We start from the raw sequence: 13,411 nt of genomic DNA on the forward strand, positions 1-13,411 counted from the left end.
TGCTGCGCAAGGCCAAGGAGCGAACGGTCGATAAACTGTGGGACCGGATTGGCGTCGTTCTTGACGAGTTCACACCCCAAGAATGCGCAAATTATCTCGCTCACGACGGATATGCGTCAGGTTAGCCGGGGATTGCTCTAGTTCCGGCCCGCGCGCAGGCGCTCTTGCTGCATCCGCAACATTTGCAACCGGCATCCACCGGCGAGCGCCGCAGCCGCATCACGCCGCCCTCAGAGCAGCGAAGTCTCTATCCGAAATTCCGGCCGCCCTGCGAATGTCGTTTCCGGCCTCCGCGACCGCCGTCGCCACGTCGGAATATCCCTCGATCAATGCCGCGTTATTTTCGACCTTGACGCCGAATTTTTCGGCAAGCAGGCGGTCGTAAACCTGCGTTTTGATTTCATCTTTTACGCCGCTCAGCGCCGCCGGCGCCATGGCGATAGCCTGCCGAATGGTCGGCTCTTTCGATTCGAGAGCAACGCGGATGCGCTCGATTTCCGGCAGGGTCCGCAGCCACGCGCGGGCCTCGGCGCGCTGCATTTCGCCGAAAAGGTCCGTCCGATCCGGGGCGATGATAAATTTCGCGCGTTCGGCTTCAAGTTCGGCAATCCGCGCGGCGATTTTGTCGGCGATTTGCCGATGGTGCGCGAGCGGGCCTCGGCCAAGCATCGCCAAAATTTGTTCGCGCTTCCCTTCGTCGGAAAATCGCGGATTGGAGCGGATATCGTCCGCCTTTTGCCTGACGGTTTCGGAAATGCCGTAGGCGGCGCGAACGTCGTCGAGAACGTCTGAAGGGAGGCGAGGAGAAAGTCTGGCAACAATTGCCTGTGCTTTGATTTGTGTCATAGTGCAGTCCTTTCGATGTTTTCGATTTCAATGACGCCAGCGCGTTTTAGTGGGCCGGCAAGTGCGCGGTTGGAGAGAAGTTCATTCAGCGTCATAGGGTTATCCTTTAAAAATTTGCCAAAATGGCACTACGCTTGATGTATGTTGGAGGCCCGGCAGGAATTCCGTTAGAGCCCAGACAAGGGCGTCAACGCGGTCGGGCGAATAGCCCATCCGCGAGCGGTCAAAATCGCTCGTGAAACTTGTCATCTGATCTTCGAGGACGGTCATTGCGCCGCCGACATGGTGGACCATGCCTTTTTCGTAGAAGGCGCTTACAGGCTCGGCGCGCGTCACCTTGCCCCGGCTGGCGTGAACCGCTTTGTAGGGAACGTTCCGGCTCACGGTCCGCAAGGTGCTTTCGACCATCGCGCCGCCCTGATTCACCTCGCCGATGATCCTATCCGCCTTGTGACGGTCGAAGGCTTCGACGGCGCGCCGCGCCCATTCGTGCGGCGCATATTTGCCGCTCAAATCCTCCAAGACATAGCAATGCCCGCGTCCGTCCATGCCGGCGACAACGATTCCCGTCTCGTCGGAATTTTCGTTTGTGCTCACGGCGGGATCGATGGCGACGACAATGCGCTTCAATTCCTCCGGGGCCTGCGAAACGCGGTCGCGGTCGAGCCAGTCCATTTGCCAAAGAGCGCCGGGCGTATCGCTCAAAAGTTCCGCGTTCAATTCCTGCCGGCCAAGCCGCGTCCCTTCGAACCGGGAGACGATTTGCGAGAAAAACGACGGGGCCAGATTGGCGCGGTTGTCATAGGTCGAGCCGCGTGTGATCGCCACGTCTTCGCCCTCGCGCCGGATCAAGTCCTTCAGCAGCCTTGACGGCCTCGGCGTCGTCGTGATCGCAGCGCGGGGCCTCTGGCCTAGGCGTAGGCCAAATTGCAGCATGTCCCATGTCGATTGAATGTTATTCCAGGCGGCAATCTCATCGCACCAAGCCGCGCCGAACTGCGGCCCGCGCAGGCGCTCCGGTTCTTCGCTCGAAAACATCGTGGCAATGCAGTTGTTCGGCCAAGTCAGCCGGCGCTTTGACGGTTCATAGACCGGACGATTCCAGTCTGGGCAAATGTTGAGAATGCCGCTTTCGCCCTCGACCATCGTATCGCGAACGTCGGCGGCGGTTGGCCCCACCAATGCGATACGGTGGACCGTGCCGGCCTCCGCCAAGCCCCGGACCCACTCAGCCCCGGCGCGCGTCTTGCCGAATCCACGGCCCGCTAGAATGAGCCAGATCGTCCAATCGCCGGGAGGCGCAAGCTGTTCGGGCCGCGCCTTCGTCGTCCAGTCGTCATCAAGAGCCATCGCCAGTCGCGCGAAGATGCTTTGGTCATCCATTGGCGACGCCTCGCGATGGAGCGGCGAGCGCCGCAGGGACATGGCCGGGAGGGGCCGCGCCATACTTGCCGTCGAGGTCGCGGAACAACGCGATGATATCGCGCCGCGCTTCGGGATGCGCGACACAGACGCGCAACAGGCCGGCTTGAAGATCAGCGAACGGCGGCGAATTCAAAATCTGGACATTGTTTTGCACGTTGATAATCGTGCTGTTTGCGAACGTCGAGATTTGGCCCGTGATCTTCCCGATGGCGCCGAGAACGTCCGTCAGCCGACCCGCCAGCATGGCCACGCCCGCCGCGTCGTTCTTCGCGGCGAGCTTGTCTAACTGGAAAAACAGCGCGCTCCGCAGAATGCCGTAATAATCGAGAACCGATTGCGATTCTTCGGCGGCGATGTCGGCGAGTTCGGCGATCTTGGCCGGGCCGATCAGATAGCCGGCCTTGCGCTCGTCTGTGACATGCCGGCCCATGTGACGCCAAATCGCGTCGCGTTGCAGGCCAAAACGCTCGGAAAGTCTGTCAAGCGTCACGCCAGCGCAATGCAGCGCTTCGATCCGGGGCCGGTCCGCATGACGGCAAACAGCGCAGCGATTAAGCGGCGATTGCTTCCGTCTTTGTCCGTTTTTTGGATAGCCCTTCGGCATTCGTTCGGCTCGTTTCTCAGGCGCGAAGAAACATCGCGTGAGAATACGCTATTGAAAAATTTTGATATGTAAAGGCTTAAAATAGTTGTGTTTTTGTCATGTCTAGTTGTGTCTCAATATGTCTCAATAACATCTTTGTGAAAGTTGTAACCATTACTCAGATCATCGACAGGACGCGCGAAACTTGCATCGGCGACCAATTCGCCTCGCCGCGAGCGGTCGGAATGCCGCGCTCGGTCAATGCCTTTGCTATTGCGCCAAGCGTCGAGACGCCATCGGCCTGCAATTGAGTGATCACCGGCGCCAGATCAGCGGCGCGAGCTTTTGCAGAGGCTTGGCGGATCGATGCGGAGGCATTGCGCGCCGCCTCGTCGGGATTGACGCCACGATAGCCGCCTAGAACCTTTCCGCGCGCCTTGGCGGCCTGCAAAGCGGCTTTAGTCCGCTCGCTGATCATCTTGGCTTCATGCTCGGCGACGGCGGCGAGAATGTGAACCGTCAGCCGATTCGCCTGCGGAAAATCAACCGCCGTGAACTCGACGCCGCTTTCCATCAGTGACGACACAAAGGCGACGTTGCGCGCCAGCCGGTCAAGCTTCGCAATGATCAGCGTGGCGCCGTGAAGGCGGCAAAGACGAAGCGCCTCCGCCAATTTCGGGCGATCTGAACGCTTGCCGCTTTCGACCTCGATAACTTCGGAAACCAAACGCCAGTTTCCGCCGTTGAGATAGGACCGGACAGATTCTTGCTGCGCTTCAAGGCCAAGACCGCTCCGGCCCTGCCGCTCAGTCGAAACGCGATAGTAGGCGATGAATGATCCGGAAGCCATAACGTTTTGCTCCACCGTCGTTGACACAAACGTTATGGTGCTTTTTGGCTTAGCAGTCAATGAAAATTTGGCGGGCTTGCGGAGATTGACGAAAACTTGATCCGAGCGAACCTGACGCCAGCGCAAGAGGCGTCGGCGGTTTTTCGCCGAAAGGCGATTTATGAGACGCTGCACCCGGAGACGAAACACGGCGGCGACCGCAAGAGCGATCAAGTAGGCAATTTGCACACTCGATCCGAACGATTTACCGCCGCGACATCTGCCGCAACCGGCAAGGACGAAAGCACTATCCGCCGCGCCGCCGGAGGCAATGCTCGTCAAGGATTAGCAAGCGACAAATTGTCGTTTGCTGAAAATACAGCAAACACGACGGGAAAGGACAAGCGCACGGTAGAGCGCGCCGCCGCCCGTGGCGAAGCCCTTGGCGATGATCTGGACGGGATCGGCTCGCTGCCCTGTTTGGCTTTATGGTTAAGGTCAAGCGAAAACTTTTTTCGTCGCGCGAGCAAAGGACGGCAGGCGTCTTTTTCTCCACTCAAAGGCCAGATCAATCGCGCCTGCGTTTCAGATTGCGTTTCACCTGCGTTTCATCGCGTTTCAGTGAAACGGCCCGTTCATTTTGCGTTGCGTTTCACCCTTTCCCTATAAGGGTGAAACGTGAAACGTGAAACGCGCGGCGATTTGGCTGTCACGGCTTCCAGATCATCCCTTCATTTTCGATCATCGTCCCGGCTGCGATTAGGGCTGTTTTTGCTCGGCGAAGGTTTGTTCGGCTTGTCGGCATAATGGCGCCATTGTCGTTCGTTTCGAGCAGGCCCCGGCTCCGGAGTTCGTCCCGGATGGCGTCGACCGAAATCTTTTTGACTTTGGCGCCATTAAATCCCCCTGGCGATGCCGTCACGGCGTCGGCGAGGCGATCATAGGTTTTGACGAATTCCCCGCGAATGGTTGCGACTTCGCCTTTTTCCTTCCCCGTTGCCGTCCTCGTTGCAGCCTCGACGCTCCAATCATCCTCGCCGCGCTTGATGGTGAGCGGGGCGAATTGCGCCGCATTGGCCGGCGTACGGAGGCGGTTCTTTTTGAATTCCGTCCGGATAGCTGAATCGTCGTCGTCCCGGTCAACCTTCGACAAGGACAAAACAGTGTCCATTTCCCATTCGCGGGTTTTGGTTCCGTAGCCTTTCGTTGCGTCGTGGCCGGTATGGTGAAGCCAGACTTGCGCGATGCGGCGTCCGGTGATCTGGCGCGCGAGCATTTTCACTGGCGCCCAGGAATCCTCTTCGCTCATGTTTCCGCCGAGCAGACACATGATGCTGTCGAAAAAGATGATGTCCGGCTTGATGGCCTCGATCTCGCGCAAGAGCCAGGCTTGGCCCGCCTCCGTATTGAGTGGCGGCATTTCCTCGTCGCCGAGGTCATCCCGGTTGTATCCATAAAGGGCGATATCCTCGCCGTAGCGCTTGGCGACCAATTCCATGCGCTCTTTGAAAGTCTCGATTGGCATTTCCCCGTCGAGATAGATGACGCGCGCGGGCCGGCGCCCTTCCCATTTCAGGAAGGATTGCCCGGCCGCGATAGCGCCCGCCATTTCCAGCGAGACGAGGGTTTTTCCGACGCCCGTTTCGCCGAAGATGAGCCAGCGGGACGTTGTGCAAAGAAGATCGCCAAGCAGGAAGTCACGCGGCGGCAGTTTGCGTTTCACCCAAGATGAAACGAGGAGGTTGGCGCGCATCGCCTTGGTGATCGGCGGCAAGGTCCGCCTCGCCGGATCGCCGGGTGGATCGTAAGAATCATAATCTATCGGGTCGGCATGTCTCATGCGGCGGCCCTCCGCTCTTCTCTTTTGACGAAGATCGGCGGAGCGGGGCGGGTGAGCGCCTTTTTCAGTTGGCCCGCGAAATTGAGGTTTTCGGCAAGCAGAGAATGGCCTTCCAGATTGGCCGCCGCCCGCGCCGGATCGGCAATGAAGACGCCGCGCCGGTCCGCCTTCAGCCAATCGAGCGCCGTTTCATGGACGGGCAACGGTTCGTCGAAGCGCGGGGCGAGGATGTTGTTTTCGCCGAGCATTGAGAGCCGTCCAAGCCAAAACCGAACGTCGCCGGTCTTCGGCGTCCAGGCGGCAATATCCGCAATCTCGCCGTCGATGTCCCTCGCCAAAATAATCAGCGCCCGTTGCGGGCGCTGAGGATCACGCAGATAGGTCGTGAATTCAAAGCCCTTGTCCAAAAATTCGACTTGGGCCGCTGTCACCGGGAAGCCATCGAACGGAGCAGGATCGCGGGTGAGGGCCAATGGCGGAACGCCCGCCGACATGAGCCAATCGAATCCGGTCTGGCGAATTTGCGAATAGTTCTCGCGCCAAGCCGCAAGAATGTCGTCCTCGTTGAAGGCCATCTGTGGAAGGGCGTCGCTCATTTGCCGCCCTCCCGCATCATGCCGGCGATGGCAATCAATGCCGCCTCGGCTCGGTCGATATCCATTTTGCGGGCGAAAAGCTCGGCTTGGCCCGGCCATCGGGCGATTGCGACAGCGCGGGCGGAATCCTTGTTTTCTTTTCCGGCGGCGATGCCTGCCGCGCGTTTCCAGACCGGCGGCGCTACCATCGTCACGGGAACGCCGCAGGCGGCGAGCACTCCTTCGATGACGCCACGGGACCGGCCAAAGCCGAAGGCGCCAACAGCGCCCTCGCCGGGCCGTGGCCCGACCAATTCGCAATAGGCCTTGGTTGCGTGGCTCTTGAATATGATGGCGGCGAGCAGCGGCGCGTTGATCGCCCGGCGATTTTTTGCGCCGTCCTGAAGCGTCGGCATGTCGTGAATTTGGAGAATTTCGCCTTGCGCCGATATTTCGACAATGGCGCCATTAACGCCCGGATCGATTCCGATGAAGCGGTTGACGTTCATCTTGCGACCTCCCCGGCGATGAGGTCGAGGACCGCGCCGACAATTCCAGACGGCGCCCCTTGGCTGTCACGAAGGACGGCGGCGCGGACGGTTTCTGGCGCAACTCCATGTTGAAGGCTTATGGATAGGCAGACGGCGGCGTCGCGGGCGTCAGCGGCGCTGTGTGACTGGCCCTTGCTGCATTCAATGAAAACTTCGGCGAGGTCGCCATTTTCAAAGCGTCCGAATCCAGCGGAATAGCGCAGGCCGCGAAAATCGAATTCTCGGATTTCATGGGCCCGGCGATTTGGGAGACGTTGGCGATTCATTGCCGGGCCTCGCGAGGTCCGAGGCCGGCGAGCGCGGCGAGGGTCGCGGCAACCTCCGGCGTGACGCCGAAGCGGCGACGGAGATATTGCAAAACTTGGGTCTGAGGATTAAGGTCCGGATTGATCGCCGCAATGATCGAATTCCGGACCCGGTTTGCGCCTGCCAGCGCTGCCGGGTCTTTCATATTCATGTCTTAGGCGGCCTCCACTTTGGAGGATTCCGCAATGCGCCGGCCAAGGGTGCGGCGGCCAAAGCCAAACTCGCGCGCCACCTGTTCGGCAGGGACGAAAGTTTCGATCTGGTCGGAAAGGGATTGCGGATCGGCGACGCCACCAACGGCGGCTATTAACTGACGCTTGTAAAGTTCAAGCTCGCTGCGGCGCCAAAACAGGCGGCCCCGCATACGGATCGGAAGGGGAAAATCTGGCTCATTAGTCATTTCTCACCTCGTCTTGAAAGGACTTGATGATAGGAATGACGGCAAGCTTGTTTTGCTGCTTGCGGAAAACCTCAGAAAGTTTCCGCAGCTTTTTCGCGGGCGATCTTTTCGCTCAGAATGCGATATTTCTCCTGCAAGTCTTTAGTCACGGACTTGAATTCGCGGACGACAGCCGCGATTAACGGCTCGACTTTTTCTTTATATAGCGTCTCTAGCTCGGATTTATCGTTCGGAGAAAGCCCGTCATCGTAAACTGGTGCAAAATCGGAATTAAGAGCAGCGTTGCAATTGTATTGCACACGCTTCGTTAGTTCGGACATATATTCGGCATATGCTTGGTTGTAACATCTAACAGCGTCGTTATCCTTACAAGGAAGCCCATACTGAGCGGCAACCAATCGAGCCGCGCGAGTCTTTGGCATCCCCTCTTTTTTTACCCAAGCGTGCATCTTGAATGCGCCAATCCCAAATGCCGCTGGCATAAAGCCGTCGTCGCGCAATTTTGCCAATACGCTTTGTCTGACAGCGCCTTTGGTAAATCCAAATTGGTCCAATGCGGTGACTGCGTCCTGAAATCGAACGTCCTTGGTTGCTTCGTGGAGAAAGCCGAGTGCATTGATCAGATCACGGCAATTGACTGATTCGTCCAGGGTTTTGTCTCGCCTGAGATTGTCGTAATGCCCGTCCATTGGATCGCGTCGCCTCGCCGCCGCCCAAGCAAGCGCAAGTTGCTCATCGTTGAAGCTAAGTAAATCGACCCCGGTCGCCGCCTTGGCGTAGCTCGATTTATTTCCTCGTCGGGACGTCATCGCTCAAGTCCTCGCGCTGGCCAGTTCGACAACGTTCGCCGCAGGCTTGCCGCTCACGATGGCGTCCAGCCGCCGCGCCCATGCCTCAAGCGCCGCCTTCTTTTCGTCCGCGAACTTATGCCGCTGGTAAATCCCGACAATGCCGGAGCGCGAGCCGGAGACGTGACCTAGAACCGCCTCGGTGACTTCAAGCCGGATGCCGAGCTTTTGCAGATTGGTCGCGACCGTCCGCCGCAGATCGTGAAACACCCAATGAGGAATCTCCTGCGCCTCGTCGCCTTGTTCGGTTCGGACAAGTTCGGCCATGATGCGATCGATATGCGCCTTGCCCTTGGAAAAACCGGAGACGGGCCGCTCGCCGCTTGTCGTGAACAAGAATTCCGGCTCTTTGTTTTTGGCGGCGATCTTCGGCAGGGCCGCGATGATTTCCAACGCCTTATCGGTCAACGGGATTTCAAACGCATCCTTGGCCTTCATGCGCGCGGGCGGCAGAATCAATAATTTCTGATCGGCGTCGAATTCGGACCATTTCGCCTCGGCGATTTCATCGCGCCGCGCGCCCGTCAGCAGAAGCATTTGACCAAGGCGACCGAAGGGCCAGCCGACTTTTTCGAAAGCAAGCCATGCGAGCCGGATTTCTTCATCTGTCAAGACCCGCTCACGCGACGTTTCTTGCGTCGGAGCCTTCAAGCCGTTGCAAGGGTTGCGGTCAATGACGCCGCGTTCAAGCGCCCAATTGGACATGGTTCGCAGCGCGGCAAAGGTCCGATTCGCTTGAACGGCGGCGCCGCGATCAATAATCCCGTCCAGCAATTCGTGAACGTCGGCGCGCGTCACCTCGCCGAGGCGGCGCCCGCGCCAAGCGGAGACAACATTCTTTTCGAGGATGCGTTTATACTCAACGAACGTCGTCGCCTTGCATTGCCGCTTGGCGTATCGGTCCAAAAAAGAGGCCACGACTTTTTCGACCAGATCGCCAGCGGGCTTGTCCGCTACCTTGGCGGCCTGCTTTTCGGCGACTTTGGAAGCGGCGGGGTTTTCGCCACGCGCGACCTTGCCCAAGGCCTCGCGCGCCAAATCGCGGGCGTCGGGCAGGGAAATGGCGCCGCCGCCAATGGTGAGCTTGCACGGCTTGCCAAGGTGACGATAGCGGAGCGCCCAGGACGTCGCGCCGGACGGTTGCAGCACGTAATAGAGGCCGCCGACTTTCCCGTCTGGAATTTCGCGCCGGGTAGCACCCGGCTTCAAAGCCTCGATTGCGAGGTTAGTTAAGGGCTTTGCCATGGCGTCTTTGTTACCCCGAAGGCGGGACTGTTACCCCGGAACTGGAGAGCAGCGGTCCCGATTTCGCTGCTGTTGGAGCGGTGAATATCGAACGGGGCCGTTACCCCGATGGATTACGGGGTAACAAAATGTTCCTGTCTTGGACCGTTACCCTGTGACTTAGACAATACGGGACAACAGGCGAAAAGCAAGGGAAAATATGGAGTATGCACAGCGCCGTTGTCCGGTTGTGTCTTTCTCTGTCTGGCATAAACCCCGGTCTCCAAAACCGGGTGTCGCAGGTTCGAGCCCTGCCACTCCTGCCAGTGCGGCGGAAACAATCATCCGGGAAAACGGCAGCGTTGAACGCAATTCGTCCCATGGCTTCGCCATGCTGGCCATTCGCATTTGCTATTTTCGATTCCACTGGCAGATGCGGTAGCCGTTGCGCCGCGCCTTGAGATCGATGTGCAGGTGATTTTCGTGGGAGGGGTCGGCGCCCGGCCCCAACACGGTGGTGAAACGCGCACAGCTGGTATCGCGGATCCGCGTCATGAAATCGGGATCGCCCTGGGCGTTGGCGATCGTCAGCGTCCGACCGTCATGGAGCGTGAAGCCCAGCAAATCCAGAGCGTCGCCGAGGGCATGTTCGCTGAGGACGGCGCCGGGAACGCGGTTGCGGCCCCGGCACTCATAGCCATTGGACCCGATTATTTTGACCAGACCGCCGCCGGCGACCCGCGCGAGCGGCGCGACGTCCTCGCGCACCCAGTCGGCAAAGACCTCCGCGAAGTCGCAAGCCAGCAGCGCTTCCGGCGCCATGGGAACCCGGGCGCCGTCGGCAAGGAGAATGGCGCTGAGCTTCAATGGGGCTTTTATCCCGCATGTATCCGGCCCGACCACAGGCGCGACCCGGACCGCGACGAAGCGTCCGCTGGCCATCGCGCGCGCGCAAGCATCGTCAAAAAAAGGCGCGGCCGCTTGCGGGGGCGTCACGAGGGACGGCGGAGGGAAAAATTCCGGAGGCCTTGGTGGGGGCGTCGGAACGACGGCGTCTGATTTTCGGGCGGCGGTCAATGGCCGCGAGGATGCGGAGACGTTTCCTGCACGTGCGGAAAATCCGCAGACGCACAGCATGAAGGCGGCAGCGCCGACCGTGGCGAGCCGTCGTCTCGAAGCCGCGCGCAAGCTGTGCGCGGGCGCCCTTTTGGACTTTGTCGCTGAACCTGTCATTGGGAACCGTGACTCGCCGGATAAAAGCAAGGCCAAATGTCAGACCGGTCGGGTCAAGGCCGAAAGCTTGCCGGACAAGGCGCGGGTTCCTCGACCGAATGCAGAATCAGCGGTCAAGGTCTTGAATCCGGCAGCAGTTGCGACACCGCGCACTACCGCAGTCTAGCGCGACGGAATTTCAGGCCGGCAGAATCGGAAAACACTCAGTGTTGCAATCGGGATCGACGTTTCGGCGTCGCGCGCGAAGCTTTGCCGGTCGGACGCCAAGACCGCGATGTCGAGGCCGCCGCGCCCTCTCCTTCCGGGCCATTGAATTTACGCGCGAACCCGGCGACAAATCATGGCATGAGTGTTTCGCGTCCGATCAATCTGCTCTGGCTTCAGGCCGGCTCCTGCGGCGGCTGCACCATGGCGGCGCTCGAACAGGGCGCCTCGGGCTGGTTCGAGGAACTGAAAAACTTCGGCCTCAATCTGCTGTGGCATCCCAGCGTCAGCGAGGAGACCGGCGCGGAAGCGCTCGAGATCCTGTCGCGCGTCGAGAGCGGCGCGGACAAGCTCGACATATTATGCGTCGAGGGCTCGATTTTGCGCGGGCCGAATGGAACCGGCAAGTTCAACCGGCTGTCGGGAACCGACCGGACTTTGCTCGATTTTTCCCGCAGCTTCGCCGCTCTGGCGGATTATTGCGTGGCGGTGGGGAGCTGTGCGGCCTATGGCGGCATTCCCGCCGGCGGTCCGAACCCGACCGATGCTTGCGGGCTGCATTACAGCGGCGCCGAGGCGGGCGGGGCGCTGGGGAGCGATTATCGCTCGCGCAAAAATCTCCCCGTGATCAATATCGCCGGCTGCGCGCCGCATCCGGGCTGGATCATGGAGACGCTTGCGGCGCTGGCGAGCGGCGACCTGACTTCGGGCGATCTCGACGCGCTGGGCAGACCGAAATTTTTCGCCGGCCATCTCGCCCATCACGGCTGTTCGCGCAATGAATATTACGAATTCAAGGCCAGCGCCCGGACGCTGTCGGAACGTGGCTGCCTGATGGAGCATCTCGGCTGCAAGGCGACGCAGGCGATCGGCGACTGCAACCAGCGCGCGTGGAACGGCGGCGGCTCCTGCACCCATGCGGGCTATGCCTGCATTTCCTGCACCTCGCCGAATTTTCAGGATTTGCGAAATCATCACGTCACGCCGAAAATCGCCGGCATCCCGGTGGGCCTGCCGCTCGACATGCCAAAAGCCTGGTTCATGACGCTCGCCGCCTTGTCGAAATCCGCAACGCCCGAACGGGTGCGCAAAAACGCCGAGGCCGACCGCATCGTCGAGAATCCCAAGAGGCCTAAATGAGCAGATATAAATGAGCCGGATTGTTGTCGGACCGTTCAATCGCGTCGAAGGCGACCTGGAGCTGACCCTCGACATCGAGGCCGGGCGCGTCGCGACGGCTCGAGTCGCGACGCCGCTCTATCGCGGATTCGAGCAGATCCTGGTTGGGCGTCCCGCCGCCGACGCCCTGACCATCGCGCCGCGCATCTGCGGCATCTGCTCGCTGTCCCAGAGCATGGCGGCGGCGGCGGTTTTGCGCGCGCTGACGGGGGTAAAGCCGCCGCCCAATGGCGAACGCGCGGCCAATATCGCCCATGCGGCGGAAAACATCGCCGACCATCTGACCCATTTCTATCTGTTTTTCATGCCGGATTTCGCCCGGAGCCCTTACGCGCGCGAAAACTGGTTTCCGGCGGTGGAGGCGCGGTTCAAGGCGGTTTCCGGCGCGGCGGCGCCCGATGTCTTGCCGGCGCGGGCGCGTTTGTTGCACGTCATGGGGCTGATCGCGGGCAAATGGCCGCATTCGCTGGCGATCCAGCCGGGCGGCGTCACCCGCGCGCTCGATCTCGGCGAGAAAATGCGTCTGCTGGCGATTCTTGGCGATTTCCGCGCCTTTCTCGAAAGGACCCTGTTCGCCGCGCCGTTGGAAAAAGTGCTGGCCATCGCCACTCCCGCCGGTCTGGTGGAATTTTCTCAAGGGCCGGGCGATTTCGCGGCCTTCCTGCGGCTCGGGCAGAATTTGCGCCTGGACCTGTTGGGACGCTCCGCGCTGCCCCTGCTGAGTTTCGGCGCCTATCACGCGGCGGGCGGTCCATTGTTCGCGCCCGGCGTCTTCGACCCGCGCCAGCTGGAGCGGCGGCCCTTGCCCGAAAACGGCGTCGCCGAGGACGTCGCTTGTTCTTTTTTCGCGGAAAATTCGACCGATCCGGCCCTGGCGCTGACGGCGCCCGACGCCGAACGGAAAGGCGCCTATTCCTGGGCCAAGGCGCCGCGCCTCGGCGGCGAACCGGCCGAGACCGGGGCGGCGGCGCGCCAGGCGGTCGATGGCGACGCTCTGGTCCGGGCGCTGGTCGCGGAGCAGGGCGGGACGAATGTTTTTGTTCGGGTTGTGGCGCGGTTAATGGAAATCGCGCGGCTGACGGTCGCAGCGGAAATTTGGGCGCGGGCGCTGAGGCTCGACGAGGCTTTTTGCGAGACGCCTCCGGAGCCCGTCTCGGGGCAGGTCTCGGGAATGGTCGAGGCGGCGCGCGGCGCGCTTGGACATTGGGCGAGCGTCGAAAAGGGCGTGATCCAGCGTTATCAGATCATCGCGCCGACAACCTGGAATTTTTCGCCGCGCGATGGGGCGGGCGCGCCGGGGCCTCTGGAACAGGCGCTGGTCGGCGTCGAGGTCGGCGAGGCCGGCGCGAAAGCCCCGGCGATCCAGCA

General features: G+C 60.6%; 16 protein-coding genes and 1 pseudogene. 5 read left to right on the plus strand and 12 right to left on the minus strand.

Translation table 11 applies throughout. The features are described 5' to 3' along the window. Nucleotides 1-125, plus strand: a pseudogene (locus QZY01_RS01710) (IS630 family transposase); the annotation flags it as partial. A gap of 94 nt (nucleotides 126-219) precedes the next feature. On the opposite strand, the gene QZY01_RS01715 reads toward QZY01_RS01710, so the two are convergent. The 4 genes from QZY01_RS01715 to QZY01_RS01730 form a co-directional block, all read right to left on the minus strand. After that, complete coding sequence (locus QZY01_RS01715) at nucleotides 220-846, minus strand: hypothetical protein (protein ID WP_294532597.1); 627 nt, start codon at nucleotides 844-846, stop codon at nucleotides 220-222. A 99-nt stretch (nucleotides 847-945) separates the two neighbouring features. Next, nucleotides 946-2,229, minus strand: a complete 1,284-nt coding sequence (locus QZY01_RS01720) for a terminase family protein (protein ID WP_294532599.1) — start codon at nucleotides 2,227-2,229, stop codon at nucleotides 946-948. Next, complete coding sequence (locus QZY01_RS01725) at nucleotides 2,222-2,761, minus strand: hypothetical protein (protein WP_294532601.1); 540 nt, start codon at nucleotides 2,759-2,761, stop codon at nucleotides 2,222-2,224. The genes QZY01_RS01720 and QZY01_RS01725 overlap by 8 nt, the downstream gene beginning before the upstream one ends. Nucleotides 2,762-3,032: 271 nt before the next feature. After that, a complete protein-coding gene (locus QZY01_RS01730; protein ID WP_294532603.1) occupies nucleotides 3,033-3,704 on the minus strand; it encodes a recombinase family protein in 672 nt (223 codons plus the stop codon). A gap of 96 nt (nucleotides 3,705-3,800) precedes the next feature. On the opposite strand from QZY01_RS01730, the gene QZY01_RS01735 reads away from it, so the two are divergent. Beyond that, complete coding sequence (locus tag QZY01_RS01735) at nucleotides 3,801-4,352, plus strand: hypothetical protein (protein WP_294532605.1); 552 nt, start codon at nucleotides 3,801-3,803, stop codon at nucleotides 4,350-4,352. 40 nt (nucleotides 4,353-4,392) lie between these two features. Here QZY01_RS01735 and QZY01_RS01740 read toward each other — a convergent pair whose 3' ends face one another. The 8 genes from QZY01_RS01740 to QZY01_RS01775 form a co-directional block, all read right to left on the minus strand. Continuing rightward, entirely contained in the window at nucleotides 4,393-5,523 is a 1,131-nt protein-coding gene (locus QZY01_RS01740; RefSeq protein ID WP_294532606.1) for an AAA family ATPase, read from the minus strand. After that, nucleotides 5,520-6,119, minus strand: coding sequence for a hypothetical protein (locus QZY01_RS01745; RefSeq protein WP_294532608.1), 600 nt, complete (start codon nucleotides 6,117-6,119; stop codon nucleotides 5,520-5,522). The genes QZY01_RS01740 and QZY01_RS01745 overlap by 4 nt, the downstream gene beginning before the upstream one ends. Beyond that, nucleotides 6,116-6,607 (minus strand): hypothetical protein, encoded by a 492-nt coding sequence (locus QZY01_RS01750; RefSeq protein ID WP_294532610.1) that lies wholly within the window; start codon nucleotides 6,605-6,607, stop codon nucleotides 6,116-6,118. Before QZY01_RS01750 ends, QZY01_RS01745 begins: the two co-directional genes overlap by 4 nt. A gap of 304 nt (nucleotides 6,608-6,911) precedes the next feature. Continuing rightward, complete coding sequence (locus tag QZY01_RS01755) at nucleotides 6,912-7,106, minus strand: hypothetical protein (RefSeq protein WP_294532612.1); 195 nt, start codon at nucleotides 7,104-7,106, stop codon at nucleotides 6,912-6,914. Nucleotides 7,107-7,109: 3 nt separating this feature from the next. Further along, nucleotides 7,110-7,355, minus strand: coding sequence for a hypothetical protein (locus QZY01_RS01760; protein ID WP_294532614.1), 246 nt, complete (start codon nucleotides 7,353-7,355; stop codon nucleotides 7,110-7,112). A gap of 71 nt (nucleotides 7,356-7,426) precedes the next feature. Further along, nucleotides 7,427-8,164: a hypothetical protein gene (locus QZY01_RS01765; RefSeq protein ID WP_294532616.1), complete on the minus strand. Its 738-nt coding sequence runs from the start codon at nucleotides 8,162-8,164 to the stop codon at nucleotides 7,427-7,429. A 3-nt stretch (nucleotides 8,165-8,167) separates the two neighbouring features. Continuing rightward, nucleotides 8,168-9,448 carry a site-specific integrase gene (locus QZY01_RS01770; protein ID WP_294532618.1) on the minus strand — a complete coding sequence of 427 codons (1,281 nt, stop codon included), beginning with the start codon at nucleotides 9,446-9,448 and terminating at the stop codon, nucleotides 8,168-8,170. Between the two features lie 390 nt (nucleotides 9,449-9,838). After that, entirely contained in the window at nucleotides 9,839-10,369 is a 531-nt protein-coding gene (locus tag QZY01_RS01775; RefSeq protein WP_294532620.1) for an extensin family protein, read from the minus strand. Between QZY01_RS01775 and QZY01_RS01780 the strand changes: the two genes are divergently transcribed. The 3 genes from QZY01_RS01780 to QZY01_RS01790 all read left to right on the plus strand — a co-directional run. Then, nucleotides 10,278-10,826 (plus strand): hypothetical protein, encoded by a 549-nt coding sequence (locus QZY01_RS01780; protein WP_294532625.1) that lies wholly within the window; start codon nucleotides 10,278-10,280, stop codon nucleotides 10,824-10,826. The two genes, QZY01_RS01775 and QZY01_RS01780, sit on opposite strands and share 92 nt — an antisense overlap. Nucleotides 10,827-11,005: 179 nt before the next feature. Further along, entirely contained in the window at nucleotides 11,006-12,004 is a 999-nt protein-coding gene (locus QZY01_RS01785) for a HupU protein (RefSeq protein WP_294532622.1), read from the plus strand. 10 nt (nucleotides 12,005-12,014) lie between these two features. Continuing rightward, nucleotides 12,015-13,411 (plus strand): nickel-dependent hydrogenase large subunit (locus QZY01_RS01790; RefSeq protein WP_294532624.1); only part of this gene is annotated, 1,397 nt, incomplete at its 3' end.

The sequence above is a fragment of the uncultured Rhodoblastus sp. genome (genome assembly GCF_903903185.1).
Lineage (GTDB): Bacteria > Pseudomonadota > Alphaproteobacteria > Rhizobiales > Beijerinckiaceae > Rhodoblastus.